Raw genomic sequence first — 26,634 nt, 5'->3', positions numbered from 1 at the left:
CCTCTGCGGTCCACCAGAGCGTTTTCATGACCCGCGACACCCTCGAACACCACCAGATCCCCCTCTACTTCGCCGCTGTCCTCCTGGCTGGTGCGTTCGGCCTGCTCGCGCCTTCGTTGGCCCAGGGCCTCGGCGCGCTGGTCACGCCCGCCATCGCGGTGTTGATGTATGCGATGTTCCTGCAAATTCCTTTTCTGGACCTGCGCCAGGGCTTGGGCCATAAGCGCTTTCTGTCGGCGCTGCTGCTGGCCAATTTCATCCTCGTGCCGCTGCTGGTGTGGGGGTTGACCCGTGGCCTGGTGGAGCGCCCGGCGTTGCTGGTGGGCGCATTGCTGGTGTTGCTGACGCCGTGTATCGACTATGTGGTGGTGTTTACCCATATCGGTAAAGGCGACTCGCGCTTGATGCTGGCGGCGACGCCGGTGCTGTTGTTGCTGCAGTTGCTGCTGTTGCCGGTGTACCTGGGGTTGATGCTGGGGGCGCAGTCCGGGGTGGTGGTGCAGGCGGGGCCGTTTATCGAGGCGTTCCTGTTGTTGATCGTGCTGCCCATGGGGCTGGCGGTGATCACCACATTCCTGGCACGGCGCTCATCGGGCGTCAGTGCGTGGAGCGACGCCTGGGCATGGTTGCCGGTGCCGGCGATGGCGCTGGTGTTGGTGGTGGTGATCGGTTCGCAAATCACTTCGGTGGTGCGTGACATTAACCTGTTGCTGCCGGTGATCCCGGTGTACGTGGCGTTCCTGTTGCTGGCGCCGGTGATCGGGGCGTTGGCTGCGAGGCTGTTCGCGCTGCCGGCGGCGACGGCACGGGCGGTGACGTTCAGCGCATCGACGCGTAACTCATTGGTGGTGTTGCCGCTGGCCCTGGCGTTGCCAGAAGACGTGCGCGGCGTGGCGGCGACGGCGGTGATCCTGCAAACCCTGGTCGAGTTGGTGGGCGAGTTGATCTACGTGCGCCTGATCCCGAGGCTGGTGTGGCCTGCTGGTCGGTGAAACGTGAATGTTCAGGTTTGTTCAGGTGCTATTAGGGATAAGTTCGGCACCCTAGGTCGGCGTTCCCTACCTGACAGGCCAACCCATGGATCACTGCAACCGTTTCCGCCTGGAGTCCCTGGGCATTTTCCTGTTCGCGCTGTTGCTGTTCACGCTGGGTATCTGGGACCAGCAACCCCAGGGCTTTGACGGGCGCTGGGTGCTGTTCCTGCAGGAAATGTTTCGCCATGGCGCGAGTCTTTTCCCCACCACCTATGGGCAGCCTTACGCGGACTACCCTGGTACCGCGACCTTCTTCAGTTACGTATTTGCCCGGTTGTTCGGTGCGCCCAACCATTTGGCCAATGTGCTGCCCACTGCCCTTGCATCCGCCGGGGTCGTAGCCTTGATCTATCGCTTGCTGGTCCCGGCGAGTCGCCCGTGGGCGTTGCTCACGGTGCTGCTGACGTTGCTCACCACCCAATTGCTCGAGAAGTCCCGCTCGGTATGCCTGGACCAGATGGTGGCGGTGCTGTGTGTCGGCAGTTTCTACCTGCTGCACAGTGGTGAGCGCCTGGGTTCGCGGCTCAGGCAACTTGCGGTGTTCCCGCTGTTCATCCTGGGTTTCGCGATACGCGGCCCGCTGGGCTTGATCGAAGTTTGCGGCGTGGTGTGCGTGTATTGGGCGCTGGGCAGACCTGGAGCGCGGGTCAGGCAGGTGTTGATCCACGGCATCGTCGGCCTGGTGTTGCTGGCGGCCTGTTGGTGGCTGTTGGTGAAGCTGGCGCGCATCAGCGGCGGCGATGGGTTTGCCGATGAAGTGTTCAAGATGCAAGTGGGCGGGCGCCTTGATGAAAGCGGCGAGCCGTTCTATTTCTACTTCCAGCTGAGCCTGTACCGTTACTTCCCCGTGGTGCCGCTGGCGTTGGTCACATTGGTTGCGCTGCGTCATCGTTGGGCGGAGCGGTTTGATGATCCTGTGCAATTGGTGGTGCGGCTCGGTGCCTGTGGGTTGATGATCCTGCTTGGCTTGTCGGTGCCGCATTTCAAGCGTGCCTATTACATTCTGCCCATGGTGCCGATGTTTGCGGCTGTCGCGGCCTATGGGCTGCTTCAGGCGCAAGGCTGGCTTTCGGGCGTGCGTAGGGGCTACGAGTGGCTTGTCGCGGCGCTGCCGGCGCTGTGCGTGGTTGCCGTGTTTGTCTGTCGGCATGGGTGGCAGAAGCACGGTTACTGGCCTAACGTTTCGTTGCCGCTACTGATTGCTGTCCTGTTGGTGCTGCAAGTGGCGGCGCTGGGTGTCTGGCGACGGCCGCAGCGACTGGTGTGGCTCAGCCTCGTTGCATTGGCGGCGCAATGGCTGGTGTTGGTGGCTGTCGTGGAGCCGGCCAAGGATTTGCAGTTCGATACCCGGAGATTCGTGGGGCAGGTGGAGGCGCTTCGCGTGAAGCAGCCGGGTACCTTGGTGTTTCTCAACCTGGGGCGTGATACCTGGGCCGTGCGCTACATGATGAACCTGGACCATGACGAGCAGCCCGTGTTTATCGCGGGTAACGAGGTTGGACGGCTGGATGCTTTGCCCCGTCCTGCCTGGGTGATCGTGGCACGCAAGGAAACGGCGCTGTTGCCGGGAACGCCCCTGGAGCGCCTGCAGCCGAGCCTAGAGGGGCGATTGAACGACAACCCGCTGATGGTGTTTTTGCTGAAGTGACCTGGCACCTTGCTGTATGTTTGCCGATCGAGTGACCGGTCGGTCAAATTGGCTGTGCCGTTTTTTGAACTTGCCGTATTGGAAGCACAGGGATATGACGAAAAAGGACTTTAAGCGGCCCGTCAGTGGCTACGTAATTGAGCGCTCGCGAATCGGAAGGCTGAGCATTGGCTTTGATGGCGGTTGCAGCTATCCGGCGATGATCAATGTGTTGAGGGCGGTCTTCGAGCGTTACGGGCGCCTGGTACGCTTTGGCGAGCAGCTGTCAGCCCAGGGCTGGCTGGATCGGGTGGAAGAGCGCGGCTTTGAGATATCCGATCAGGAGCGGGTGGCAGTGTTCACATTGATGTCGGATCGCAGCTAACTGAAATCCCCTGGGGCGATGCTCGATCGCCCCAGGCGGCATCTATAAATCCCGGACAACAAAAAGCCCGCACTGGGCGGGCTTCTTGTGGGCTTTCGGGTGGTTTTTGCACCACCTGAAACTAATTAGTGGTGCCCAGAGACGGAATCGAACCGCCGACACGGGGATTTTCAATCCCCTGCTCTACCGACTGAGCTATCTGGGCAACGGGGCGCATTAAACGGGTTTTTCAGGGGGTCGTCAAGCAAGTTTTCAAAAAATATTTAATTATTACCGTCGCTTACGTGCCGACCCCGATTTTTGATCAATTATTGAGCAGGCGGCACGTAGCCGTCAGCCTTGGCGTAATCCTCGCCGGAAAAGAACTTGTCCATTTCGCCTGACAGGTATTTACGGTCTTCGGCGTTCATCATGTTCAGGCGTTTTTCATTGATCAGCAGCGTCTGGTGTTTCAGCCAGTCGCCCCATGCCTGGGCGGAGATGTGATCGAAAATGTCCTGGCCCTTCGCACCTGGGTACGGAGGGCGTTCCAGGCCTGGCAATTCTTCGTTGTACTTGCGGCACATTACGGTGCGGGTCATGACGACTCTCCTGCGTTCAATACATCGGCCGCGCGTTTCAGCAGTTTCTTTACCGGGGCGGCAAGGCCCAGGCGCGGCGGGGTGGCGAGGTTATACCAGAGCCAGTCGGCCTCGGCCACGTGATGGGCGGATTCCTCGACCTGCACCAGCCAGGGTTCGATGGCCAGCTGGAAGTGGCTGAAGGTGTGGATCAGCCCCGGCAGTGCCTGGTGCTCGCCCAGCTCGAGAGCGTGCTGGTTGGCCAGGTGTTCGAGGTCTTGCAGGTCGTCCAGTTCGGGCAGGCTCCACAAGCCGCCCCACAGGCCGGTGGAGGGGCGGCGGTAAAGCAGGATGGCGCCTTCGGCATTGGCCAGCATCGGCATCAGCGTGCGCTTCTGCGGGATGCTCTTGCGCGGCTTGGGGATCGGGTAGCGTGTCTCCAGGCCGAGCAGGTGGGCTTCGCAGCCTTTTTCCAGCGGGCACAGCAGGCAGCTGGGCTTGCTGCGGGTGCAGAGGGTGGCGCCCATGTCCATCATCGCCTGGGTGTAGGCGTTGACACGATCATGGGGTGTGAAGCGCTCCGCGGTGGCCCACAGCTGCTTGGCCACCTTGGGTTCGCCGGGGTAGCCCTCTTGTGCGGTGAAGCGCGCCAGCACGCGTTTGACGTTGCCATCGAGGATCGGCGCGCGCAGGCCCATGCTCAGGCTGGCAATCGCGCCGGCGGTGGACAGGCCGATGCCGGGCAACTCGGTGAGTTTTTCCACATCCCTGGGAAACTCGCCGCCGTACTCGGCCACGATGATTTTCGCGGTCTTTTGCAGGTTGCGCGCCCGAGTGTAATAACCCAGGCCGGTCCACAGGTGCAGCACTTCGTCCTCCGGCGCGGCGGCCAGGGCTTCGACCGTTGGCAGGGAGGCCATGAAGCGGTCGAAGTAATTGAGCACCGTGCTGACCTGGGTCTGCTGCAGCATGATCTCCGAAACCCACACCCGGTAAGGCGTGATGCCCTGTTGCCAGGGCAGGTCATGGCGGCCGTGGCGGTCGTACCAGTCCAGCACCGCCGTTGAAAACTGCTCGTTTTTCATCGTTTGAACAGGCCTTTCAAAGCATCTTTGAGCTGCGGATTGACCTTGTCGAGCTTCTCTTCCAGCTTCTCGCTGAGCTTGTTGCCGGCCGCCTTGATCGCGACCTGGCTCAGGCCGTCCTTGTCCAGGCGGCAGGCCTTGGCACCGAGTTCCAGTGGGCCACGGCAGCGCAACGGCACTTCGATGCCCTGGAAGTTGGCGCCGACTTCGCAGGCCGGGTCCGGTACTTCGCGCTGGTCGCCTTCGACGATGATGCCGACGCGGTAATCCATGCCCAGCACGCGCAGGTCGATGTCACCGTTGCCATTGACCGCCAGCCCGGGGATGCGCACTTTCAGGTCGGGGTTGTTGGCGACGCCGTTACGGAAGGTCAGGTTGCCCTTCAACTCCTGGAACGGGGTGTCCTTGCCGCGTTGTTCGCCGCTCAAGGTCTTGCGGTTGAGCAGGGCGATACCGGTGCACAGTTGCTGCTCGAGGTTGGCGTTGAGCAGCACGCCGTTGTTGATCACAAAGCTGGCGGTACCGTTGAGGCTGTCGATCAGGGCTTTCTGGCTGTTGCCGCGGCCGCTGAGGTTGCTGTCGAGGGTGACCTGGCCTTTCACCGGCGGCGTTTGCCCCTGGGCCTGCAGGATGCGTTCGACCGGCACCTGCCTGATCCGGCTTTGCAGGGCCAGCAGCGGAATGTCCTGGCGCACGTCCAGGCTGCCGTTGGCCTGGAAGGTGCCGTTGTAGAGCCCGCCGCTCAGGGTGTCGAGCTTGAGTTGGCCGTCGACGCCGGACGCTTTCAGCACGGCATTCTGGATCGGCAATTTACTCAGGGTCAGTTGGCCGAAGGCGAGGTCGGCATTCACATCCAGCTTGCGCAGATGGGCCAATGGCAGCAGTTTGTCGGTGCTCCAGGCGCCTTTGGTCGGTGCTTCCGGCAGTGGCGTGGTGCCCCCGGCCGCCATGGCGCCGGCTTCGCTGTTCTGCACTTCGGCCTGGCGGGCGGCGGTCGCGCCCTTGGCGGATTCGGACTTGGCCGGCAGGTAGTTGTCGGCGTTGAAGGTATCGCCCTTGAGCTGCACGCGCAGCGCCTGCTTGGCAAAGTCGTCCACGGCGATACGACCGGTAAAGGTGCTGCCATCGAGTTTCAGGTTCAGGTCTTCCAGCGCCAGGCTGGTCGGCGTGCCCTTGAGGCGGCTGACCAGCTCGACCTTGCTCAGGCTGCCCTCGGCCATGGGCGGCAGCGGGTTGCCGACGCTGTCGAGGAACTTGGCCAGGTCAAACTGGGCGATGGACAGCGCGCCGCTGAGTTGCGGGGTCTTGTCCAGGTCGTTGACCTTCAGTTCGCCCAAGGCGCGCAACTGGTTGGCCGAGAGCTTCAGGTTGGTCCATTCGGCGATATTGGCCGCCTGGTCCACCAGTAACTGGCCTTGTGTGGAGAAGGTCACGGTCTTGCCTTGCAGCGGCTCGCCAGTGGCTTCGCCGGTAACTTTCATGTCTTCGAACTGGTAGCGCTTGAGCGCGCGTTCGATACGCAGGTTGCCGTTGAGCTCGGTCTTGACGCGCATCACTGGCTGGTTGCTGCCGAAGAAGGCGGTGAGTTTCACCGGGATGCTCGCACCTTCGTGCACGGCGCCGGTGCTCAGCTGGATACTTTCGGCGCTGAATTGCTTGCCGGTCTGTTCATCGTTGTATTCGACGCGGGCGTTGTTGACCGTCAGGCTGTCGATATCCAGGCGGATCGGCTTGGACGGTTTTTCCGCTTCGGGCTCGGCAGGCGCTTGCGCTGGCGCGGGGGTTCCGGCAGTTGCCACCGGCGCGGTCTTGCCGATGTCTTCCCAGTTGCCATGGCCCTGCTTGTCGCGGTTGAGGCGCAGGTTCAGGCCTTCGACACGCACATCGCTCATTTGCACCTCGCGACGCAGCAGCGGCAGCACGCGTACCGACAGGCCAAGCATTTGCAGGTCGGCGAAGGGTTGGGTCGGCGTGGTCAGGGTCGCCACGCTGGCTTCGTGCAGTTCCAGGCCGAGCCAGGGGAACAGGCTCCAGCCGATATCGCCATTGAGCGTCAGCTCGATGTGGGCCTTGTCGCGGGCAATCTGGCGAATCTCGTCTTTATAGTCGTTGGGATCGAAGAGATGGGTCAGGGCGAAGCCCAGAGCCACAATGATCAGCAACAGCCCGAGAAGTACCAGACCCAGGATTTTGCCGAACGCTTTCATGGGCGAGTCCTTGTATGTCGATTTCAAAATTTAGCCGCAGAGTATAACGCCCGACGGCCTGCGTCAGGTCACCGATCGTTACATTGTATCCATAGGGGCGAAAACGGGTTTTTGACGCCAATAAAACCGAAAAATCGCAAAAAGATGATGTCATTTTGGTTTTTCTGTCACTCGCTAATGCTAATCTTCGGCCGTTCGTTCGCCTTCTGCGACTTATCGTCGCGCCAAAATGGAGCTTCACTCTACAAAAACGGCCACGCTTTGCGTGCAAGGCCGAGGGAGAGAGCGCCTGACGAACGCATACTAATAACTGGGGGATTCATCAATGAGCACTAGCACTGTGGCCGGCACTACCGCCGCCCAGCCTGCGTTCCTGTCCAAGGAGCGCATTATCGCCAAGCCCGGCTTCAACCGCTGGCTGGTTCCACCGGCCGCCCTGGCCATCCACCTGTGCATCGGCATGGCCTACGGCTTCTCGGTGTTCTGGTTGCCGTTGTCCAAGGCGCTGGGTATCACCAAGCCTGTCGCCTGTGCACCGGACATGAGCTTCATCGCCCAGGTCTTCTCGTCCCAATGCGACTGGCCCATCTCCATGCTGGGCTGGATCTACACCCTGTTCTTCATCTTCCTGGGCTGCTCGGCAGCGATCTGGGGTGGCTGGCTGGAACATGCCGGGCCGCGCAAGGCCGGTGTTGTGTCGGCGTTGTGCTGGTGTGGCGGCCTGCTGATCTCGGCGCTGGGTATCTATACCCACCAGATCTGGCTGATGTGGATCGGCTCCGGGGTCATTGGCGGTATCGGCCTGGGCCTGGGCTATATCTCGCCCGTATCGACCCTGATCAAGTGGTTCCCGGACAAGCGCGGCATGGCCACCGGCATGGCGATCATGGGCTTCGGCGGCGGCGCAATGGTGGGCGCCCCGCTGGCTGCTGCGCTGATGGGGCATTTTGCTTCGCCGACTAGCGTGGGCGTATGGCAGAGTTTCCTGGTCATGGCTGCGATCTACTTCGTGTTCATGATCGGCGGCGCGCTGTCCTACCGCGTTCCACCCACTGGCTGGAAGCCTGAGGGCTGGACCGCACCGGCGAAAAAAGCCAGTAACGCGATGATCACCCACCGTCACGTGCACGTGAATGTGGCGTGGAAAACCCCGCAATTCCGTCTGGTATGGCTGGTGCTGTGCCTGAACGTGTCGGCCGGTATCGGCATCCTCGGCATGGCTTCGCCGCTGCTGCAGGAAGTGTTCGGTGGCAAGCTGCTGGGTGTCGATGTGCCGTTTGGCCAACTGGACGCCGGGCAATTGGCGTCGATTGCCGCCATCGCTGCGGGCTTCACCGGCCTGCTGAGCCTGTTCAACATCGGTGGTCGGTTCTTCTGGGCGTCGTTCTCCGACTACCTGGGGCGTAAAAACACCTACTTCGTGTTCTTCGCCCTGGGCTTTGCCCTGTATGCGCTGATCCCGAACCTGGGGCACCTGGGCAACGTGGCGCTGTTCGTGGCGGCGTTCTGCATCATCCTGTCGATGTACGGCGGTGGCTTTGCGACCGTCCCGGCCTACCTGGCCGACCTGTTCGGTACCCAGATGGTCGGCGCGATCCACGGTCGCCTGCTGACCGCCTGGGCAGCGGCGGGCGTGCTGGGCCCGGTGCTGGTGAACTACCTGCGTGAGTATCAACTGAGCATCGGCGTTGAACGCGCTGCGGCCTATGACATCACCTTGTACATCCTCGCCGGCCTGCTGGTGCTGGGCTTTATCTGCAACATGCTGGTCCGCCCGGTGGCCGACAAGTACTTCATGACCGATGCAGAACTTGCCGCAGAGCAAGCGCTGGGCCATGACAAAGGGGCTGATGCCACCACTTCTCTGGAGTGGAAAGCGGCGCCCGGCACCGTGCCGTTGGCAATTGCCGCCTGGCTGGTGGTGGGTATTCCGTTGGCGTGGGGTGTGTGGGTGACCCTGCAGAAGACGGCGGTACTGTTCCACTAAGTTGAATACAAGCGGGCGCACCATCCTGGAGCGCCCGCTTGTGTATACATGTCTATCCCCGACCTTCCCCGCCTCAACTCGTCAGTCTTATCCCCTTCGATGTTTCTGTTTAGCGCCCGCGCCCCTATAATGGCTGCCTTTTTCGCCCAATGATTTTGCGGAGCTGGTGATGGCCGAACGTAAGGCGTCCGTCGAGCGCGACACTCTGGAAACCCAGATCAAAGCCTCGATCAACCTGGATGGCACCGGAAAGGCCCGATTTGATATCGGTGTACCTTTTCTTGAGCACATGCTGGACCAGATCGCCCGTCACGGGCTGATCGACCTGGATATCGTCAGCAAGGGCGACCTGCATATCGACGACCACCACACGGTGGAAGACGTAGGCATCACCCTCGGCCAGGCGTTTGCCAAGGCCATCGGCGACAAAAAAGGCATCCGTCGCTACGGCCACGCCTATGTCCCGCTGGACGAAGCGCTGTCGCGTGTGGTCATCGACTTCTCCGGCCGCCCGGGCCTGCAGATGCACGTGCCGTACACCCGCGCCACCGTGGGCGGCTTCGACGTCGACCTGTTCCAGGAATTTTTCCAGGGCTTCGTCAACCACGCACTTGTCAGCCTGCACATCGACAACCTGCGTGGCACCAACACCCACCACCAGATCGAAACCGTGTTCAAGGCTTTCGGCCGCGCGCTGCGCATGGCCGTGGAGCTGGATGAGCGCATGGCCGGGCAGATGCCCTCGACCAAGGGCGTCCTGTAATGCAGACGGTCGCGGTTATCGATTACGGCATGGGCAACCTGCACTCGGTGGCCAAGGCCCTCGAACACGTAGGGGCCGGCAAGGTGCTGATCACCAGCGATGCCAGCGTGATTCGCGAAGCCGACCGCGTGGTGTTCCCCGGTGTGGGGGCGATCCGCGATTGCATGGCCGAGATCCGTCGCCTGGGCTTTGACAGCCTGGTGCGCGAAGTCAGCCAGGATCGTCCGTTCCTCGGCATCTGCGTGGGCATGCAAGCCTTGCTCGATCACAGTGAAGAGAACGACGGCGTCGACTGCATCGGCCTGTTCCCCGGCCAGGTGAAGTTCTTCGGCAAGGACCTGCACGAAGACGGCGCCCACCTGAAAGTCCCGCACATGGGCTGGAACGAAGTCAGCCAGGCGGTGGATCACCCGCTGTGGCACGACATCCCGGACATGGCGCGCTTCTACTTCGTGCACAGCTACTACATCGCCGCCGGTAAACCGCGCCAGGTGGTGGGGGGTGGGCACTACGGCGTCGACTTCGCCGCTGCGTTGGCCGAAGGTTCGCGTTTTGCCGTGCAGTTCCACCCGGAGAAGAGCCATACCCATGGCCTGCAATTGCTGCAGAACTTCGCCGCCTGGGATGGGCGCTGGTAAATGGCCAGGAAGCCGAAGCTGCCGATCTTGAACCTCACGCCAGAGCAGGAAAGTGAGGCTACCCTCAAGATCAAGCGCTTCATGGAAGACCGCTTCGAGCTCAAGCTGGGCTCGTTCGAGGTCGCCGAGATTCTTGAGCTGTTCACCACCGAAGTGGCTCCGCACTATTACAACAGGGCGATTTTCGATACGCAGACGCTCCTTAAAGAAAGGTTCGAAAGCATCGAAAGCGACCTGTGGTCGCTTGAGAAACCCTGATTTCCCAAGCATTGCTGAATATCGAATAAGGTTTGCCAGATGCTGATTATCCCCGCTATCGATCTCAAGGACGGCGCCTGCGTCCGTCTGCGCCAAGGCCGTATGGAAGATTCCACCGTGTTCTCCGATGACCCGGTGAGCATGGCTGCCAAATGGGTGGAAGGGGGCTGCCGGCGTCTGCATCTGGTGGACTTGAACGGCGCCTTCGAAGGCCAGCCGGTCAACGGCGAGGTGGTCACCGCGATCGCCAGGCGCTACCCGAACCTGCCGATCCAGATCGGCGGCGGTATCCGCTCCCTGGAAACCATCGAGCATTACGTCAAGGCCGGCGTGAGCTACGTGATCATCGGCACCAAGGCCGTGAAAGACCCGGCCTTCGTCGCCGAAGCCTGCCGCGCGTTCCCGGGCAAGGTGATCGTGGGCCTGGACGCCAAGGACGGTTTCGTCGCCACCGACGGCTGGGCTGAAATCAGCACCGTGCAAGTCATCGACCTGGCCAGGCAGTTCGAAGCCGACGGCGTGTCCGCCATCGTTTATACCGACATCGCCAAAGACGGCATGATGCAGGGCTGCAACGTGCCGTTCACCGCTGCGCTGGCCGCTGCCACCAGGATCCCGGTGATCGCTTCCGGCGGTATCCACAACCTGGGCGACATCAAGTCGCTGCTGGACGCCAAGGCGCCAGGGATCATCGGCGCCATCACCGGCCGCGCGATCTACGAAGGTACCCTGGACGTCGCCGAAGCCCAGGCTTACTGCGATGCCTACAACGGCTGAGGACTGACCATGGCGCTGGCCAAACGCATCATCCCTTGCCTGGACGTCGACAACGGTCGCGTGGTCAAGGGCGTCAAGTTCGAGAACATCCGTGACGCCGGCGACCCGGTGGAAATCGCCCGTCGCTACGATGAGCAAGGTGCCGACGAAATTACCTTTCTCGACATCACCGCCAGCGTCGACGGCCGCGACACCACGTTGCATACCGTCGAGCGCATGGCCAGCCAGGTGTTTATCCCGCTGACCGTCGGCGGTGGCGTGCGCACCGTGCAGGACATCCGCAACCTGCTCAATGCCGGTGCGGACAAGGTCTCGATCAACACCGCTGCGGTGTTCAACCCGGAGTTCGTCGGCGAAGCCGCGCAGCACTTCGGCTCGCAATGCATCGTGGTCGCCATCGACGCCAAGAAAGTCTCCGGCCCGGGCGAAACCCCGCGCTGGGAGATCTTCACCCATGGCGGTCGCAAGCCGACCGGCCTGGACGCGGTGGAGTGGGCGATGAAGATGGAAGGCCTGGGCGCCGGGGAAATCCTGCTGACCAGCATGGACCAGGACGGCATGAAGAACGGCTTCGACCTGGGCGTGACCCGCGCCATCAGCGATGCGCTGGGTATTCCGGTGATCGCTTCCGGCGGCGTCGGTAACCTGCAACACCTGGCCGACGGCGTCATCGAAGGCCATGCCAGCGCGGTGCTGGCGGCGAGTATTTTTCACTTTGGTGAATACACCGTTCCCGAGGCCAAGGCCTACATGGCGGCGCGCGGTATCGTCGTTCGCTAAACGTTGCTGGACACCATGGCAGGCGCGCGGCACTCTCTGCGCTTGCCATGGATTCCGGTAGCCTTCATGTTCAAGACCCTGCTGCTTGCCCTCGCCAGCACCTCCATCTTCATGGTGAGTGCGGCCCACGCCGAAGAGCCGTCCGACGCCTCCCTGGTGTTGCTGACGGAAAATTTCCCGCCCTACAACATGGCCAAGAACGGCAAGAACTTCGCCAGGGACGAGAACATCGAAGGCATCGCCGTGGACATCGTGCGCGAAACCTTCAAGCGTGCCGGCATTTCCTACAATCTCACCCTGCGTTTTCCCTGGGAGCGAATCTATAAGCTCGCCCTGGAGAAACCCGGCTATGGCGTGTTTGTGATGGCGCGCCTGCCGGATCGTGAAGCGCTGTTCAAGTGGGTCGGCCCCATCGGCCCGGACGACTGGGTGCTGCTGGCCAAGGCCGACAGCAAGATCCAGCTCGACGACCTGGAGCATGCGCGCCGCTACAGGATCGGCGCCTATAAAGGCGATGCCATCGCCGAGACCCTGGAGAAGCAGGGCCTTAACCCGGTGGTGGTGTTGCGTGACCAGGACAACGCGCAAAAGCTCGTGGATGGCCAGATCGACCTGTGGGCCACCGGCGACCCGGCCGGGCGTTACCTGGCGCGCCAGGTCGGTGTGACCGGGCTCAAGACTGTGCTGCGGTTCAACAGTGCCCAGTTGTACCTGGCGCTGAACAAGGATGTGCCGGATGAGACGGTAGCCAGGCTGCAGGCAGCGTTGGATCAGTTGCGCTCTGAAGGGCGGGTGGAACAGATCATGGCGGACTATTTGTAGCGGTAGACGCCGTTCTTGCCGTGCCCCGGCATGGCTTGATTGCTGCGCACACTGATCATCAGCTTGATATCAATCCACTCGATGCCCTGGGCCTGGAGCTTGGGCAATTCGCGCTCGAGCACCGCCAGCGTCTGCGGATAGGGGTGGCCGATCATCACCGCCGAACCCTGTTTATGCGCCAGCTTGATCGCGGTTTGCAGCTGCGTGGCAATCGCCGCTTCGGTGCGTTCATCATCGAGGAATACATCCCGCGAGACATGGGCCAGGCCGATCTTCTGCGCCTCGGCGGCGGCCACGGTCTGTGCGCTGGTGCGGCTGTCGACGAAGAATTTGTTGCGCCGCTGCAGTTCCGCCATCAGCCAGGCCATGGCGGCCGGCTGGGCGGTCATGCGACTGCCCATATGGTTGTTGATGCCGGCGGTGTAGGGCACGGCCTTGAAGGCGGCGTCCAGGCGTTGGCCAAGTTCTTCCATGGAGAGTTCCGGGTGCCAGGCGAACGGGCCGGTGGCGGGGTCCATGGGCATGTGCAGGATCACGATCTTGCCGGCCTTGTGCGCTTCGCGGGCGAATTCGGCGGCGTGGGGCGTGTCGGGCATGATCGCCGTGGTCACCGGCCCAGGCAGGGCCAGCACGCGACGATCCCGAGGCAGGTTTTGCCCCAGGTCGTCGATGATGAGGGTCAGGTAGGCTTTGTGGGATTCGCCGGCAGGGGCCGCTTGGGCGACCCCTGCCAGGCTGCACAGCACAGCGATGATCAGGGCAACACGCATATCAACGGCTGCGCGTAATGCTCAGGCCCTTGAGCAGGCTCAGCGCCTGGGCCAGCTGGTAGTCATCGTCCTGCGGCATCGGCTTGGCTTTCTTGCTGCTGCCGGTTGGCTGGTCGGCACCGCCGTTGCCATTGCCCAGGTGACCTTGCAGGTCTGCTTCCTTGTAGTACTCGCTGTCGATTTCGTTGGTGATCTTGGCCTTGCGCACTTCGATGTCCGGCACGATGCCCTGGGCCTGGATCGAGCGGCCGTTCGGCGTGTAGTACAACGCGGTGGTGATCTTCAGGGCGCGATCGTTGTTCAGCGGCAGCACGGTTTGTACCGAGCCTTTGCCGAAGCTGGTGGTGCCCATCAGCACGCCGCGCTTCTGGTCTTGCAGGGCGCCAGCGACGATTTCCGAGGCCGAGGCGCTGCCGCCGTTGATCAGCACGGCCAATGGCACGTTCTCGCTGAGATCGTTGCCGGTGGCCGAGAAGCGCAGCTCGGAGTTGGCGATACGGCCCTTGGTGTAGACGATCAGGCCCTTGGTGATGAAGTGGTCGACCACTTCCACCGCCGACTGCAGCACGCCGCCCGGGTTGTTGCGCAGGTCGAGCACGATGCCGCTGAGTTTCTTGCCGTTGTCCTTGCGCAGCTTGGCCAGGGCCTTGGCCACTTCGTCGCCGGTCTTGACCTGGAACTGGGTGATGCGGATGTAACCGTAGCCAGACTCCAGCAGCTGGCTCTTCACGCTCTTGACCACGATGGTCGCGCGGGTGAGTGTCACGTCAAACGGGTTGCCGCCGTCGCGCACCAGGGTCAGGGTGATTTTCTGGCCGATCTTGCCGCGCATCTTGTCGACGGCTTCGGTCATGGTCTGGCCGCGGGTCGGCTGGCCGTTGATCTTGACGATAAAGTCACCGGCCTGGATGCCGGCCTTGGACGCCGGGGTGTCATCGATGGGCGAGACCACCTTGATATTGCCGTCTTCGGCGCCGACTTCAATGCCCAGGCCGCCGAACTCACCGCTGGTGCTTTCCTGCAGCTCGGCAAAATCTTCCGGACCCAGGTAGGCGGAGTGCGGATCAAGGTTGCTGAGCATGCCCTTGATGGCATTCTCCAGCAGGGTCTTGTCGTCTACAGGTTCGACATAGGCGGCCTTGATCCGGTCCATGACCTCGGCAAAGGTGCGCAGCTCGTCCAGCGGCAATGGCGCCTTGGTGGTCGCGGCCGTGGCGGCGGGTGCAGCCGGGGCGGCCTGGTCGGCAAAAGCCAGAGGCGCGCCGATGACCAGGGCGATCGTCAGGGCCAGCGAAGTGAGGCGGGACAAATGCAGCATGTCGAACGAACTCCTAATGTAGATGCGACCCTATCCTTGGGACCGGCACCATTGTGCGGGATCGCTCGGGCGACCCTGCTGACGAATAGCGAAGTACAGCGCCGGGGTGTCCTGGCCACCACTGTTACCGACAGTGGAGATAGATTCACCGGCTTTTACAACATCACCTGCCGACTTGAGTAACGTCTGATTGTGGCCATAAAGGCTTAAATAGCCATTACCGTGGTCGAGAATCACCAGCAAACCGGCGCCCCGCAGCCAATCGGCAAACACCACGCGCCCGCCATGTACGGCGTGGACCTGGCTGCCGGCAGAGGCGCTGATCATCACCCCGTCCCACTTGGCACGGGTGTCATCGCCCCGGGTTTCCCCAAAGCGTGCCAGCAGTCGACCATCAACCGGCCATGGAAGTTTGCCGCGGGCTGAAGCAAAAGGGCCGCCGAACGACTCGCCAGAACTGGAAACCAGCGGGCCAGGGGCGGCATGTACCGGTTTGCGCGGCGCCGGGGCATCGGTGGTGGCTGCCAGTTCGGCCTCACGCTGGCGCTTTTTTTCCGCTTCCTGCTGGGCGATCAGCGCTTTCTGTCGCGCCTCTTCGGCCTCGCGTGCCTGGCGTGCCAGGGTTTCTTCGATGGTCTTGAGCACTTTGGCCAGGTCGGCCTGGTCCTGCTCGCGGGCCTGCAGCTTGGCGTCGCGGGCCTTCACGTCGTCATTGAGCTTGGCCAGGGCCAGCTGGCGCTCCTTGCGGACCTTGTCCAGCTCGTCGCGCTGGGCGCTGAGGCTGGCTTTCTGGTCCTCCAGCTGCGACTGCTGGTTGGCGATTTCCTGTTCGACGTTGGCCAACTGGCGCAGGGTCTCGTTGAAGCTTTTCAGTTGCTCCAGGCGGGCCTTGCTCAGGTAGTCGTAGTAGGTCAGGGTGCGCGCGAATTTCTCCGGGTTCTGCTGGTTGAGCAGCAACTTGAGGTATTCCTGGCGGCCGCTCTGGTAGGCGGCGCGGGCCTGGATCGCGATCAAGCGTTGCTGTTCAACGCGTGCGCTCTGGAGTTTTTTTTTCTCAGCGTCGAGTCGCTCCAGTTCCGACTCGCTCTTCTTTAGTTCTTTTTGCAGCTCCTGGACCTGCTTCTCCAGCTTGCCCATTTCGGTTTCCGTGCCGCGCAGATCTTTCTGCACCCCGGATTTTTCTTCCTGGAGCTTGCCGAGCAGTTTTTTCAGCTCGGTAATGTCCTGACGCGTAGCGTCCAACTGTTGTTGAGTTTGTGCGCGCTCGTCGGCAAACGCCGGTTGGAGCAGGCAGACAAGAGCGAGGGTAATCAAGGCGCGAAGCATAGAGGCGGGCGACACCAGGGAAAGGGACGGCCTAGTATGCCCGCCAAGCGCTGCAAAAAAAACGCCCAATTCGGCCTGGAAGGCAAGATAGGTGCCGAGCGGCGGTGGTATGGCAAAAAGACATCTACCAAACACCGCAGATCCCATGTGGGAAGGGACAAGCCCCTCCCACATGTTTGTTGAGATCAGACCAGAATTGAGGTCCCGGTCATCTCTTTGGGCTTCTCCAACCCCATCAGCATCAGCATGGTCGGCGCCACATCCGCCAGCACGCCGCCTTCACGCACTTTGAAGTCGCGCTTGCCGACGTAGATGAACGGCACCGGCTCGGTGGTGTGGGCGGTATGGGCCTGGCCGGTGGTTTCGTCGGACATCTGCTCGCAGTTGCCGTGGTCGGCGGTGATCAGCGCTTCGCCGCCGACTTTTTCCAGAGCCTCGACAATGCGGCCGACGCACAGGTCCAGGCATTCCACGGCCTTGGTGGCAGCTTCCAGGTTGCCGCTGTGGCCGACCATGTCACCGTTGGCGTAGTTGACCACGATCACGTCGTAACGCTGGTGGTCAATGGCGTCGACGATCTTGTCGGTGACTTCCGGCGCGCTCATTTCCGGCTGCAGGTCGTAGGTGGCGACTTTCGGCGAAGGGATCAGGATGCGTTCTTCGCCTGGGAACGGTTCTTCACGGCCGCCGGAGAAGAAGAAGGTGACGTGGGCGTATTTTTCGGTTTCAGCGATACGCAGCTGGGTCTTGCCGTTCTTCGCCAGGTAGTCGCCCAGCACGTTGTCCAGGCTGCCGGCAGCAAAGGCAGCGGGGGCCGGGATGCTGGCGGCGTATTGGGTCAGGCCGACGTATTGGACTTTTGGCTGGCGCGCCCGCTCGAATTCCTTGAAACCGTCTTCGACAAACACACGGCTCAGCTCGCGGGCACGGTCGGCGCGGAAGTTCATGAACACCACGGCGTCGCCGTCTTCGACCTTGACCGGCTCGCCGATGGTGGTGGCCTTGACGAATTCATCGCTCTCGCCACGGGCGTAGGCAGCTTCCAGGCCTTCCTGGGCGGTGGCGGCGTGGAATTCGGCCTGGCCGTCGACGATCAGGTTGTAGGCCTGGGACACGCGGTCCCAACGGTTGTCGCGGTCCATGGCGAAGTAGCGGCCCACCAGGCTGGCGATGCGGCCCTTGCCCAGGGCGGCGAAGGTGGCGTCCAGCAGCTCGATGGAGGATTGCGCGCTTTTTGGCGGGGTGTCGCGGCCATCGAGGAAGGCGTGCAGGTAGATCTTGTCGGCGCCGCGCTTGAAGGCCAGCTCGGCCATCGCCACCAGATGGTCCTGGTGACTGTGAACGCCGCCGTCGGACAGCAGGCCCATGAAGTGCACGGCCTTGCCGGCGGCCACTGCTTTATCTACCGCTGCGCAGAGGGTCGGGTTCTCGAAGAACTCGCCATCGCGGATCGATTTGGTCACGCGAGTGAAGTCTTGATAGACCACTCGTCCGGCGCCGAGGTTCATGTGGCCGACTTCCGAGTTGCCCATCTGGCCGTCCGGCAGGCCCACGTCCATGCCCGAGCCGGAGATCAGGCCGTTGGGCACCGTCGCGGTCAGGCGGTCGAGTACGGGCTTCTTGGCCGCGTACACCGCGTTGTCGTGGTGGCTTTCACTGTGTCCGAAGCCATCGAGAATTATCAGGACCAAAGGTTTAGGCGTAGTAGTCATAGATCCTCTCGCGGCGGTAATAAAGGAAGGCAATTGAAAAGGGAGTGGCAGTTTAAAGCGAAGTTCCGACCACGTCACCGCCTTACGGGGGTTGGCCCCCCCTGACGGCTGTGTATACTTACCGCCATTTTAACGCCCTGGAACCTCCTTGATGGTTGATCACCTGATTGCATTTGCCACTGCCCACTATCTGCTCGTGGGTGCCTTCGTCATCCTGCTGGCGCTGCTGATCGCTCACGAATTGAGCCGTGGGGGCCGCAGCCTGAGCACGTCGGAGCTGACCGCGCTGGTCAACAAGGATGAGGCCATTGTGGTGGATATCCGCCCAGTCAAGGATTTCGCCGCCGGCCACATCGTCGGTGCCCTGAACATTCCTCAGGACAAGCTGATCGCGCGCCTGGCCGAGCTGGAAAAGCACAAGGCCAAGACCATCATCCTGGTCGACGCCCAGGGCCAGCACGCCGGTACCCACGCCCGCGAGATGCTCAAGACCGGTTTCACCGCCGCCAAGCTATCCGGTGGCATCAGCAGCTGGCGCGCCGATAACCTGCCGCTGGTGAAGTGATATGAGCCAGGTCGTCGTATATTCCAGCGATTGGTGCCCTTACTGCATGCGGGCCAAGGCCCTGCTGGAGAAAAAGGGCGTTGCCTTCGAAGAGATCAAGGTCGATGGCAAACCCCAGGTGCGTGCCGAAATGGCCCAGAAGGCGGGGCGCACGTCAGTGCCGCAGATCTGGATCGGCGCCAAACACATCGGTGGTTGCGACGACCTGTTTGCCCTGGAGCGCGCCGGTAAACTCGATGCGCTGCTGCTCGTCTGACTCCTAACCCCTAAAAGACCCCAAGATCAAGAAGGATCTGCGATGACTGACCAACAGAACACCGAAGCAGCAGAAGCCCAAGGCCCACAATTTTCGCTGCAGCGTATCTATGTGCGTGACTTGTCGTTCGAAGCGCCGAAAAGCCCGGCTATCTTCCGCCAGGAATGGACCCCAAGCGTTGCCCTGGACCTGAACACCCGTCAAAAGGCACTGGAAGGCGATTTCCACGAAGTCGTGCTGACCTTGTCGGTCACCGTCAAGAATGGCGAAGAAGTGGCCTTCATCGCTGAAGTGCAACAGGCCGGTATCTTCCTGATCCAGGGCCTGGACGAAGCGTCCATGAGCCACACCCTGGGTGCGTTCTGCCCGAACATCCTGTTCCCGTATGCCCGCGAGACCCTGGACAGCCTGGTCACCCGTGGTTCGTTCCCGGCGTTGATGCTGGCTCCGGTGAACTTCGATGCCCTGTACGCTCAAGAGCTGCAGCGCATGCAACAGGAAGGCGCCCCGACGGTTCAGTAATCTCGAACCCGACGCAGAACCCAATGTGGGAGGGGGCTTGCTCCCGATAGCGGTGGATCAGTCACGTAGATGTCGACTGACACTCCGCCATCGGGCAAGCCCCCTCCCACATTTGTTATGTGTGTTACTTGAAGCCGAGTTGGCGCCAGCCTTCGTAGACGGCAACGGCGACGGTGTTCGACAGGTTCAGGCTGCGGCAGCCTTCGCGCATCGGCAGGCGCAGGCGATGCCCGTCCGGCAGGGCGTCGAGTACGTCGGCCGGCAGGCCACGGCTTTCCGGGCCGAACAGGAAGGCGTCGCCTTCGGCGAAGCTGGCATCATGGAACGGTCGCGAACCCTTGGTGGTGAACGCGAACAGCCGTGGGTGGCCCAGGCTTTCCAGGCAGCTGGCCAGGTCGGCATGGCGCTGCAGGGTGGCATACTCGTGGTAGTCCAGGCCGGCACGGCGCAGGCGCTTGTCGTCCATGTCGAAGCCCAGGGGCTCGATCAAATGCAGGTGGCAGCCACTGTTGGCGCACAGCCTGATAACGTTGCCGGTATTCGGCGGAATTTCTGGTTGAAAAAGGATGACGTGAAACATGCACGGCTCCGAAGGCAAAGATGCGCTGCATTCTACCCCTGAAGAAGACCCAAGACCGAAGCTAATGCCGAGGGTCATGGGCTCCTTGGCGATTGTCGGCCTGATGGTGGGCCTGATGATCGGCCGCCTGACCACCCCTGACCCGGTCGAGTTGCAGCAGATAGAGACGGCGGCGGACGGTGTGGTGGTGTGGTTCAACAGCGAACCCAAGCTGCACGGCGAGCACATCGACGGCACCGTGGCGCTGTTGTTCGATGCACAAGGCAAAGCCGCCAGCGGGCAGCTCAAGGTCAACGACAAGGATGTGAACTGGCGCGTGCGCAAGACCGATGCGGGCTTGCTGCTGAACCTGGTGGCGGCTCGGCCGTTGCGCGGGGAGTGGAAGGGCGAGGAGGTCGATGACCGCTGGCGGCTGGAGATCCATCTCCAAGAGCAATAAAAGAGGGAGTTCCCGGCCTGCCTGTACCAGGGCTCCCAAAACGGGGTGAAGCCAGAGGCTTCGGTGTTAAAGAGGGAATCCCCGGCCTGCCTGTACCGAGGTTCCCGAAAGCGGTGTGGAGCGCGACGCGGTTCGCATCAAGCACCCCGGGTGTAAAGAGGGGATTCTCGGCCTGCCTGTACCAAGGTCCCCGAAACTGGGTTGTACAAGGGTTATTGCAGGGCGCGTGCCAGACTCGCCAAACTGTGCCAAATAATTTCATCAGAAAGCGCAAAGCCCCGGAATACGGGGCTTTGGTGTTTTCGGGGTTCAGCATTTTTTTAACAAGAGGCTTGCCTCGGGCTTGGAACGTGTGCGCGATGCTAGAACAGGGTGCATTGAAGCGGTGCACGGTTCTGAGTCCGTGTGGAGGTCCAAATGTGAGAGGGGGCTTGCTCCCGATGGCGGAGTGTCAGTCGATATCTATCTGACTGATCCACCGCTATCGGGAGCAAGCCCCCTCCCACATTAGACCTCGATAGATTGGAGATCAGGCGTCGTCGCCCTCATCGTCATCACCACCATCCACCTTCATGCCCAGCTCCTTGATCTTGCGCGTCAGGGTATTGCGACCCCAACCCAGCAACACAGCGGCATCGCGACGGCGGCCGGCGGTGTGCTTGAGGGCGGTTTCGATCATGATCCGCTCGAAGGCCGGTACGGCGCTGTCCAGCAGGTTCGACTGGCCGCGTGCCAGGGCCTGGTCGGCCCATTGGCGCAGCGCCTGTTCCCAGTTGGTCACCGGTGCCGAATCCTGCGGCAGGCTCAACAGCTCCGGCGGCAGGTCGCCGATATGCACTTCGCGGCCGGACGCCATCACGGTGATCCAGCGGCAGGTGTTCTCCAGCTGGCGCACGTTGCCGGGCCATGGCAGGTTCTTCAGGTATTCCTCGGTCTCGCTTTTCAGCAGCTTCGGCTCGACGGCCAGCTCCTGGGCGGCGCGGCTGAGGAAGTGGCGGGCGAGGGTCGGGATATCTTCGCGACGGTCCGACATACGTGGGATGTGGATGCGGATCACGTTGAGACGGTGGAACAAGTCTTCACGGAACTTGCCGGCGTGCACCAGGGTTTCCAGGTTCTGGTGAGTCGCGGCGATGATGCGCACATCGACCTTGACCGGTGTGTGCCCGCCCACGCGGTAGAACTCGCCGTCCGCCAGTACGCGCAGCAGGCGGGTCTGGGTGTCGGCCGGCATGTCGCCGATTTCATCGAGGAACAGCGTGCCGCCGTCCGCCTGTTCGAAGCGGCCGCGACGCAGGTTGGCGGCGCCGGTGAACGCGCCTTTCTCATGGCCGAACAGCTCGGACTCCATCAGATCCTTGGGGATCGCCGCCATGTTCAGCGCGATAAACGGCGAGGCCGCCCGCGGGCTGTGGCGGTGCAGGGCGTGGGCCACCAACTCTTTACCGGTACCCGACTCGCCGTTGATCAGCACGGTGATGTTGGAATGGCTCAAGCGCCCGATGGCGCGAAACACTTCCTGCATCGCCGGCGCTTCACCGATGATTTCCGGGGTGCGGGTCAGGGTCGGCGGGGCTTCCTGGTTCTGCTGTTCCTGGGCGTGCTGGTTGGCGCGCTTGACCAGCGCCACGGCCTCGTCCACATCAAATGGCTTGGGCAGGTACTCGAAGGCGCCGCCCTGATAGGACGCGACAGCGCTGTCCAGGTCGGAGTGCGCAGTCATGATGATCACCGGCAGGCGCGGGTGCTGCTCGCGAATCCGCGCCAGCAGGTCCAGGCCACTGGCGCCGGGCATGCGGATGTCGGAGATGATCACGTCGGGCTGCTGGCGCGCCAGGCGGCTCATCACCCCGTCGGCGCTGTCGAAGCTCTGGGTGGTCATGCCTTCCTGTTGCAAGGCTTTCTCGAGGACCCAGCGGATAGAACGGTCGTCATCGACGATCCACACAGTTTCACTACGGCTCATGTCGATGGGGCTCCTTGTTCCAGAGGCAGAAAGATCGAGAACGTGGTGTGGCCGGGATGGCTTTCACATTCGATCAGACCCTGGTGCTGGCTGATGATGTTCTGGGTAATGGCCAGGCCCAGCCCGGTACCGTCCGGGCGGCCGCTGACCATGGGAAAGAAGATGGTTTCCTGAAGTTCCGCAGGAATGCCTGGGCCGTTGTCGATGATCTCGACCTTGGTCACCAGGCGATGGCGCACGTGGCCGATGGTGAACTGGCGCAGGGCACGGGTGCGCAGGCTGATGCGGCCAAGGCGCAGCTCGTTCTGGCTGCTGATGGCCTGCATGGCGTTGCGCACGATGTTGAGCACCGCCTGGATCATCTGCTCGCGGTCGATCAACACGTCGGGAATGCTCGGGTCGTAGTCGCGCACCAAGGTGATGCAGCCCTGGCTTTCGGCTTCTACCAACTGACAGACGCGCTCAAGTACTTCGTGCACGTTGGTCATCGCCAGCGACGGCAGCTTGTTGGAGCCGAGCATGCGGTCCACCAGGTTACGCAGGCGGTCAGCCTCTTCGATGATGACGTTGGTGTAGTCCTTGAGGTGCTCGTCCGGCAGCTCGCGGGCCAGCAACTGCGCCGCGCCGCGAATGCCGCCCAGCGGGTTCTTGATCTCATGGGCCAGGCCGCGCACCAGCATCTTGCTGGTCTCCTGCTTGGACAGCTGGGCTTCTTCCTTGGTGATGCGCAACAGGCGGTCGCGGGGGTGCACTTCGAGCAGCAGCAGGGTCGCGCCGTTGCTCAGGATCGGGGTGACGGCGTAGTCGACGGTCAGCGTCTGGCCGGTCAGTGCCGTGAGCATCGCTTCACGCTTGGTGAACGGATGTGCCTGCTCCACCGCCTGGCGCAATGAACTCAAGGCTTCGGCCGACTCGGTGAACAATTCGCTGATGAACTGCCCATGGCTGCGCTGGCCGCTGATGGCCAGGAGCATCTCCGCCGCCGGGTTCATGTACTCAAGGCGCAGGTCGTCATTGAGCAGGATGGTCGCGGTAGTCAGATTGTCGAGTAACAAACGGTGCAGTGCATCGCTGATGGTCATCGGGACCTCTTTTGGAGCAAGGCGCGGGCTTGAGGCACGCGCTGATACAAGGAAAATGCAAAAACCAAACCAAGGCTCCGAAAAGAAGCGTTAATCCCCTGAAATAGGGGTTTAAGGCGCGAAACTGTGGCGTTCTGCCAGCTTGGCCGGGAAGTTTCGAACCAAAATGGGGTGAGTCAGTGGGAAGGGTGCAGGTCGTCGCACCAATATAGTGCGGTTTTGTGAGGTTTGTTCAGGAAGTGATGAGAGAGTGCTCTCGGCGGCTGTGCGAGAGCGATCTCAGTGGTGGGGCTTTATCAGTGTGGCTGGGAGAGTGGCATGCCCGCGCTGCCGGCGTAAAAGACCAGCAGTTCCACCGGTGTGCTCCCGGTTCTGCCGCGATGGACTGTGCCTACCATCTCGGCCAGGGTTTGCCCTTGTGTCAGGGTGAGGGCTTGCCCACCTTTACGGGCTTCAACGATCAACTCGCCCGAGAGGATATACGCTGCGTTCGGCATGGGGTGGCTGTGCCAGGGTAACTGCGTATTCGCGGGGATCTTGAGCCGCAACAGCGTGAGTTCCGGCGGTCCGGAGGGGTAGGCCTTGTAAGGTGTTCCGTCCCATGAAGCGCTGCTCTGCAGCAGGATTTCCTTTTCGATTTGCACGACGACTTTCGGCTGGCTGCTGCAGCCTAGGGCAGACAAGCAGGCCGCTGTTGCGATCAAGCATTTGAGGGCTTCCATGGTTGGTTTCATCCCGTTCGCTGAGTGGCCGGTCAGGCTACGATCGCTGTTCGGGGAGGGATGCCGGAAGGTGCCTAAAATAATGTGGGTGTCATCCGTTATTGGCCTATGCGAATACACAGCTCGGCCGTGGCGCGGATCATCGCCAGTTGCCGCAGCGGGTCGTTCAGCGGCTCATGCACCGCTTCGGCCAGCCAGTGAGGGCACTGCGGGTCGGTACGTTGGGGGGTGAAGTCCGCCAGTTGTTGCAGCAGGCGTGTTTGCAATTGATCCAGCTGCGGGCGAATCTGCTTCACCAGGTCCGGGCGCGGATCGTCGGGTGCCTTGCCCTGGAACTGCCAATCGGACAGGTGGGTGTACTGCACCAGCTTGTTTGCCTCGATCTGGGCCGAGAAGAATTGCTCGGCGGCGGCGGGTGCCAGTTTGTAGCTCGGCGCCTGGCCAATGACGCTGGCGATCACCTCTTGCTCGCGCTTCTTATCCTCTACAGGTTTTTTGCTGTCCCATTTGCTCAAGGCCACCTGGTCGGCGATCTCCAGGCGCTCGGCGATGCTGTTGAGTAAAGGCTCAAGCGTAGGTGGCGCAGCCAATGCACTGGCGCTGATAAAGAACAAAGTGAACGCAAGTCGATGTTTCAAAGGAAATCCCCCTGTAGGAGCGAGCTTGCTCGCGAAGGTCGTTAACGATAACGCGTAAATGTTGAAGAAATGCGGTGCCCTGGCGTTTTTCGCGAGCAAGCTCGCTCCTACAGTGGTCGCGTAGGGCTCAAGCCAACCCCAAATCCACCGCCCTCCGTCTTCGATGGTCAGCCATATGCTCGACCGCCGAGCAGCCACCTGACAATCCCCAGGCAAAAAAAGACCTCCCGAAGGAGGTCTTTTCGCATCACGCCACCTTAAGCAGCGCTACCGGATCAGCAGCTGTAGTACAGCTCGTATTCCAGTGGGTGTACGAAGGTGCGTACTTTGATTTCTTCTTCGCTTTTCAGCTCGATGTAGGCATCGATGAAGTCGTCGCTGAATACGCCGCCTTTGGTCAGGAACGCACGGCCCTTGTCCAGCTCTTCCAGGGCTTCTTTCAGGCTGCCGCACACTTGTGGGATCTCTTTGGCCTCTTCAGGCGGCAGGTCGTACAAGTTTTTGTCGGCGGCGTCGCCAGGGTGGATCTTGTTCTGGATACCGTCCAGGCCGGCCATGACCAGGGCAGCGAAGGCCAGGTATGGGTTGGCTGCTGGATCCGGGAAGCGAGCTTCGATACGGCGAGCGCGCGGGCTGGATACGTAAGGAATACGGATCGAGGCGGAACGGTTGCGAGCCGAGTAGGCCAGCATGACCGGTGCTTCGAAACCTGGGACCAGACGCTTGTAGGAGTTGGTCGACGGGTTGGTGAAGCCGTTCAGGGCCTTACCGTGCTTGATGATGCCGCCGATGAAGTACAGGGCGGTGTCGGACAGGCCGGCATAACCTTCGCCAGCGAAGGTGTTCTTGCCTTCTTTGGCGATGGACAGGTGAACGTGCATACCTGAACCGTTATCGCCGTACAGTGGCTTAGGCATGAAGGTAGCGGTACGGCCGTAGGCATCAGCCACGTTGTGTACGCAGTACTTCAGGGTCTGGACTTCGTCAGCCTTGGCGACCAGGGTGTTGAACTTCACACCGATTTCGTTCTGGCCGGCAGTCGCCACTTCGTGGTGGTGAACTTCGATGACCAGGCCCATTTCTTCCATGGCGTTGCACATGGAGGTACGGATTTCGTGGTCGTGGTCGAACGGCGGAACCGGGAAGTAGCCACCTTTGATGCCTGGACGGTGGCCTTTGTTGCCGCCTTCCACGTCTTGGTCGGACATCCACGAACCTTGTTCGGAGAAGATCTTGAACATCGAACCGGAGATGTCGGACTTGAACTTGACCGAATCAAAGATGAAGAATTCCGGCTCCGGGCCTACGAATACGGTGTCGCCGATACCGGTGGACTTCAGGTATTCCTCGGCACGCTTGGCGATCGCACGTGGGTCGCGGTCGTAGCCTTGCATGGTCGAAGGCTCGATCACGTCGCAGACGATGATCAGGGTTGGGTCTTCGGTGAACGGGTCGAGGACGGCAGTGCTGTCGTCCGGCATCAGGATCATGTCGGAGGCTTCGATGCCTTTCCAGCCAGCGATGGAGGAGCCGTCGAACATTTTGCCTTCTTCGAAGAAAGCATCATCCAGCGCGTCGCGAGCCGGCATGGTCACGTGGTGCTGAGTGCCTTTGGTGTCCGTGAAGCGCAGATCAATCCATTTAACGTCATGATCTTTGATGAGTTGAACCGACTTCGACATAGTGTCCTCCGGGTGGCTTCGGGCTGGGGTAGTGGAGTTAGCCCTTAGAATGTGGGTGATGCCGGCGCGGATAGTCCGCCATGGCAACCTGCCTCACAAGAGAGCAAATTGCATGCCAGTGCGCCAACATGGG

27 protein-coding genes and 1 tRNA gene are annotated in these 26,634 nt (G+C 61.6%); 14 read left to right on the top strand and 14 right to left on the bottom strand.

Features of this window, described 5'->3' with window-relative positions:
• Window positions 1-26: 26 nt before the first annotated feature.
• From Q8X51_RS16840 to Q8X51_RS16830, 3 genes are all read left to right on the top strand, one after another.
• The gene (locus tag Q8X51_RS16840; RefSeq protein WP_065925761.1) at window positions 27-992 is read left to right on the top strand and encodes an arsenic resistance protein; all 966 of its coding nucleotides are present in this window, start codon (window positions 27-29) and stop codon (window positions 990-992) included.
• Between the two features lie 85 nt (window positions 993-1,077).
• The gene (locus Q8X51_RS16835) at window positions 1,078-2,682 is read left to right on the top strand and encodes a hypothetical protein (RefSeq protein ID WP_407693533.1); all 1,605 of its coding nucleotides are present in this window, start codon (window positions 1,078-1,080) and stop codon (window positions 2,680-2,682) included.
• A gap of 94 nt (window positions 2,683-2,776) precedes the next feature.
• Complete coding sequence (locus Q8X51_RS16830) at window positions 2,777-3,046, top strand: hypothetical protein (RefSeq protein WP_027605084.1); 270 nt, start codon at window positions 2,777-2,779, stop codon at window positions 3,044-3,046.
• 129 nt (window positions 3,047-3,175) lie between these two features.
• Here the strand turns inward: Q8X51_RS16830 and Q8X51_RS16825 are convergent.
• From Q8X51_RS16825 to Q8X51_RS16810, 4 genes are all read right to left on the bottom strand, one after another.
• Window positions 3,176-3,251 (bottom strand) — tRNA-Phe (locus Q8X51_RS16825).
• A 103-nt stretch (window positions 3,252-3,354) separates the two neighbouring features.
• Window positions 3,355-3,627, bottom strand: coding sequence for an oxidative damage protection protein (locus Q8X51_RS16820; protein WP_027605083.1), 273 nt, complete (start codon window positions 3,625-3,627; stop codon window positions 3,355-3,357).
• On the bottom strand, window positions 3,624-4,691 hold the full coding sequence (mutY, locus tag Q8X51_RS16815) for an A/G-specific adenine glycosylase (RefSeq protein ID WP_065925759.1): 1,068 nt from the start codon (window positions 4,689-4,691) through the stop codon (window positions 3,624-3,626). The genes Q8X51_RS16820 and mutY overlap by 4 nt, the downstream gene beginning before the upstream one ends.
• Window positions 4,688-6,898, bottom strand: a complete 2,211-nt coding sequence (locus tag Q8X51_RS16810) for an AsmA family protein (RefSeq protein ID WP_137211657.1) — start codon at window positions 6,896-6,898, stop codon at window positions 4,688-4,690. Before Q8X51_RS16810 ends, mutY begins: the two co-directional genes overlap by 4 nt.
• 325 nt (window positions 6,899-7,223) lie before the next feature.
• On the opposite strand from Q8X51_RS16810, the gene Q8X51_RS16805 reads away from it, so the two are divergent.
• From Q8X51_RS16805 to Q8X51_RS16775, 7 genes are all read left to right on the top strand, one after another.
• Window positions 7,224-8,885 (top strand): OFA family MFS transporter, encoded by a 1,662-nt coding sequence (locus tag Q8X51_RS16805; protein ID WP_065925757.1) that lies wholly within the window; start codon window positions 7,224-7,226, stop codon window positions 8,883-8,885.
• A gap of 169 nt (window positions 8,886-9,054) precedes the next feature.
• Entirely contained in the window at window positions 9,055-9,648 is a 594-nt protein-coding gene (hisB, locus tag Q8X51_RS16800; protein ID WP_017849940.1) for an imidazoleglycerol-phosphate dehydratase HisB, read from the top strand.
• Window positions 9,648-10,286 carry an imidazole glycerol phosphate synthase subunit HisH gene (hisH, locus tag Q8X51_RS16795; protein ID WP_407693534.1) on the top strand — a complete coding sequence of 213 codons (639 nt, stop codon included), beginning with the start codon at window positions 9,648-9,650 and terminating at the stop codon, window positions 10,284-10,286. The genes hisB and hisH overlap by 1 nt, the downstream gene beginning before the upstream one ends.
• Window positions 10,287-10,544, top strand: coding sequence for a DUF2164 domain-containing protein (locus tag Q8X51_RS16790; protein WP_065925755.1), 258 nt, complete (start codon window positions 10,287-10,289; stop codon window positions 10,542-10,544). It abuts the gene before it with no gap.
• Between the two features lie 39 nt (window positions 10,545-10,583).
• A complete protein-coding gene (gene hisA / locus Q8X51_RS16785; RefSeq protein ID WP_407693535.1) occupies window positions 10,584-11,321 on the top strand; it encodes a 1-(5-phosphoribosyl)-5-[(5-phosphoribosylamino)methylideneamino]imidazole-4-carboxamide isomerase in 738 nt (245 codons plus the stop codon).
• 9 nt (window positions 11,322-11,330) lie between these two features.
• The gene (gene hisF, locus Q8X51_RS16780; RefSeq protein WP_003171107.1) at window positions 11,331-12,101 is read left to right on the top strand and encodes an imidazole glycerol phosphate synthase subunit HisF; all 771 of its coding nucleotides are present in this window, start codon (window positions 11,331-11,333) and stop codon (window positions 12,099-12,101) included.
• A 66-nt stretch (window positions 12,102-12,167) separates the two neighbouring features.
• Entirely contained in the window at window positions 12,168-12,923 is a 756-nt protein-coding gene (locus tag Q8X51_RS16775) for a substrate-binding periplasmic protein (RefSeq protein ID WP_065925754.1), read from the top strand.
• Here Q8X51_RS16775 and Q8X51_RS16770 read toward each other — a convergent pair.
• From Q8X51_RS16770 to gpmI, 4 genes are all read right to left on the bottom strand, one after another.
• The gene (locus Q8X51_RS16770) at window positions 12,914-13,693 is read right to left on the bottom strand and encodes a divergent polysaccharide deacetylase family protein (protein WP_315871233.1); all 780 of its coding nucleotides are present in this window, start codon (window positions 13,691-13,693) and stop codon (window positions 12,914-12,916) included. The genes Q8X51_RS16775 and Q8X51_RS16770 overlap by 10 nt on opposite strands.
• A 1-nt stretch (window position 13,694) precedes the next feature.
• A complete protein-coding gene (locus Q8X51_RS16765) occupies window positions 13,695-15,011 on the bottom strand; it encodes a S41 family peptidase (protein ID WP_027605074.1) in 1,317 nt (438 codons plus the stop codon).
• A gap of 30 nt (window positions 15,012-15,041) precedes the next feature.
• On the bottom strand, window positions 15,042-16,337 hold the full coding sequence (locus tag Q8X51_RS16760) for a murein hydrolase activator EnvC family protein (RefSeq protein WP_407693536.1): 1,296 nt from the start codon (window positions 16,335-16,337) through the stop codon (window positions 15,042-15,044).
• A 185-nt stretch (window positions 16,338-16,522) separates the two neighbouring features.
• Complete coding sequence (gene gpmI / locus Q8X51_RS16755; RefSeq protein ID WP_065925751.1) at window positions 16,523-18,049, bottom strand: 2,3-bisphosphoglycerate-independent phosphoglycerate mutase; 1,527 nt, start codon at window positions 18,047-18,049, stop codon at window positions 16,523-16,525.
• Between the two features lie 151 nt (window positions 18,050-18,200).
• Here gpmI and Q8X51_RS16750 point away from each other — a divergent pair, with 151 nt between their 5' ends.
• The 3 genes from Q8X51_RS16750 to secB are packed head-to-tail and all read left to right on the top strand — an operon-like array spanning window position 18,201 to window position 19,392.
• Complete coding sequence (locus Q8X51_RS16750; protein WP_065925750.1) at window positions 18,201-18,614, top strand: rhodanese-like domain-containing protein; 414 nt, start codon at window positions 18,201-18,203, stop codon at window positions 18,612-18,614.
• A 1-nt stretch (window position 18,615) separates the two neighbouring features.
• Window positions 18,616-18,870 (top strand): glutaredoxin 3, encoded by a 255-nt coding sequence (gene grxC / locus Q8X51_RS16745; protein WP_010213876.1) that lies wholly within the window; start codon window positions 18,616-18,618, stop codon window positions 18,868-18,870.
• Window positions 18,871-18,912: 42 nt separating this feature from the next.
• Window positions 18,913-19,392, top strand: coding sequence for a protein-export chaperone SecB (gene secB, locus Q8X51_RS16740; RefSeq protein ID WP_014716520.1), 480 nt, complete (start codon window positions 18,913-18,915; stop codon window positions 19,390-19,392).
• A gap of 124 nt (window positions 19,393-19,516) precedes the next feature.
• Here the strand turns inward: secB and Q8X51_RS16735 are convergent, their stop codons facing one another.
• Window positions 19,517-19,972 (bottom strand): tRNA (cytidine(34)-2'-O)-methyltransferase, encoded by a 456-nt coding sequence (locus Q8X51_RS16735; protein WP_046070509.1) that lies wholly within the window; start codon window positions 19,970-19,972, stop codon window positions 19,517-19,519.
• On the opposite strand from Q8X51_RS16735, the gene Q8X51_RS16730 reads away from it, so the two are divergent.
• Entirely contained in the window at window positions 19,971-20,411 is a 441-nt protein-coding gene (locus tag Q8X51_RS16730; protein ID WP_053140400.1) for a hypothetical protein, read from the top strand. The two genes, Q8X51_RS16735 and Q8X51_RS16730, sit on opposite strands and share 2 nt — an antisense overlap.
• A 529-nt stretch (window positions 20,412-20,940) precedes the next feature.
• On the opposite strand, the gene ntrC is transcribed toward Q8X51_RS16730, so the two are convergent.
• The 5 genes from ntrC to glnA form a co-directional block, all read right to left on the bottom strand.
• Window positions 20,941-22,377 carry a nitrogen regulation protein NR(I) gene (ntrC, locus tag Q8X51_RS16725; protein WP_027605069.1) on the bottom strand — a complete coding sequence of 479 codons (1,437 nt, stop codon included), beginning with the start codon at window positions 22,375-22,377 and terminating at the stop codon, window positions 20,941-20,943.
• Window positions 22,374-23,459, bottom strand: coding sequence for a nitrogen regulation protein NR(II) (gene glnL / locus Q8X51_RS16720; protein ID WP_024072896.1), 1,086 nt, complete (start codon window positions 23,457-23,459; stop codon window positions 22,374-22,376). The genes ntrC and glnL overlap by 4 nt, the downstream gene beginning before the upstream one ends.
• A gap of 296 nt (window positions 23,460-23,755) precedes the next feature.
• On the bottom strand, window positions 23,756-24,181 hold the full coding sequence (locus Q8X51_RS16715) for a cupin domain-containing protein (RefSeq protein ID WP_065925749.1): 426 nt from the start codon (window positions 24,179-24,181) through the stop codon (window positions 23,756-23,758).
• A gap of 98 nt (window positions 24,182-24,279) precedes the next feature.
• Window positions 24,280-24,819, bottom strand: coding sequence for a chorismate mutase (locus tag Q8X51_RS16710; RefSeq protein WP_407693537.1), 540 nt, complete (start codon window positions 24,817-24,819; stop codon window positions 24,280-24,282).
• 275 nt (window positions 24,820-25,094) lie between these two features.
• A complete protein-coding gene (glnA, locus tag Q8X51_RS16705; protein WP_024072899.1) occupies window positions 25,095-26,501 on the bottom strand; it encodes a glutamate--ammonia ligase in 1,407 nt (468 codons plus the stop codon).
• Window positions 26,502-26,634: the final 133 nt, after the last annotated feature.

This window comes from Pseudomonas sp. Yb2C2, assembly GCF_052112325.1.
GTDB classification, from domain to species: domain Bacteria; phylum Pseudomonadota; class Gammaproteobacteria; order Pseudomonadales; family Pseudomonadaceae; genus Aquipseudomonas; species Aquipseudomonas marginalis.
Note: the sequence above shows the minus strand (reverse complement) of the source record. Positions and strands in the feature narration are given on the sequence as shown.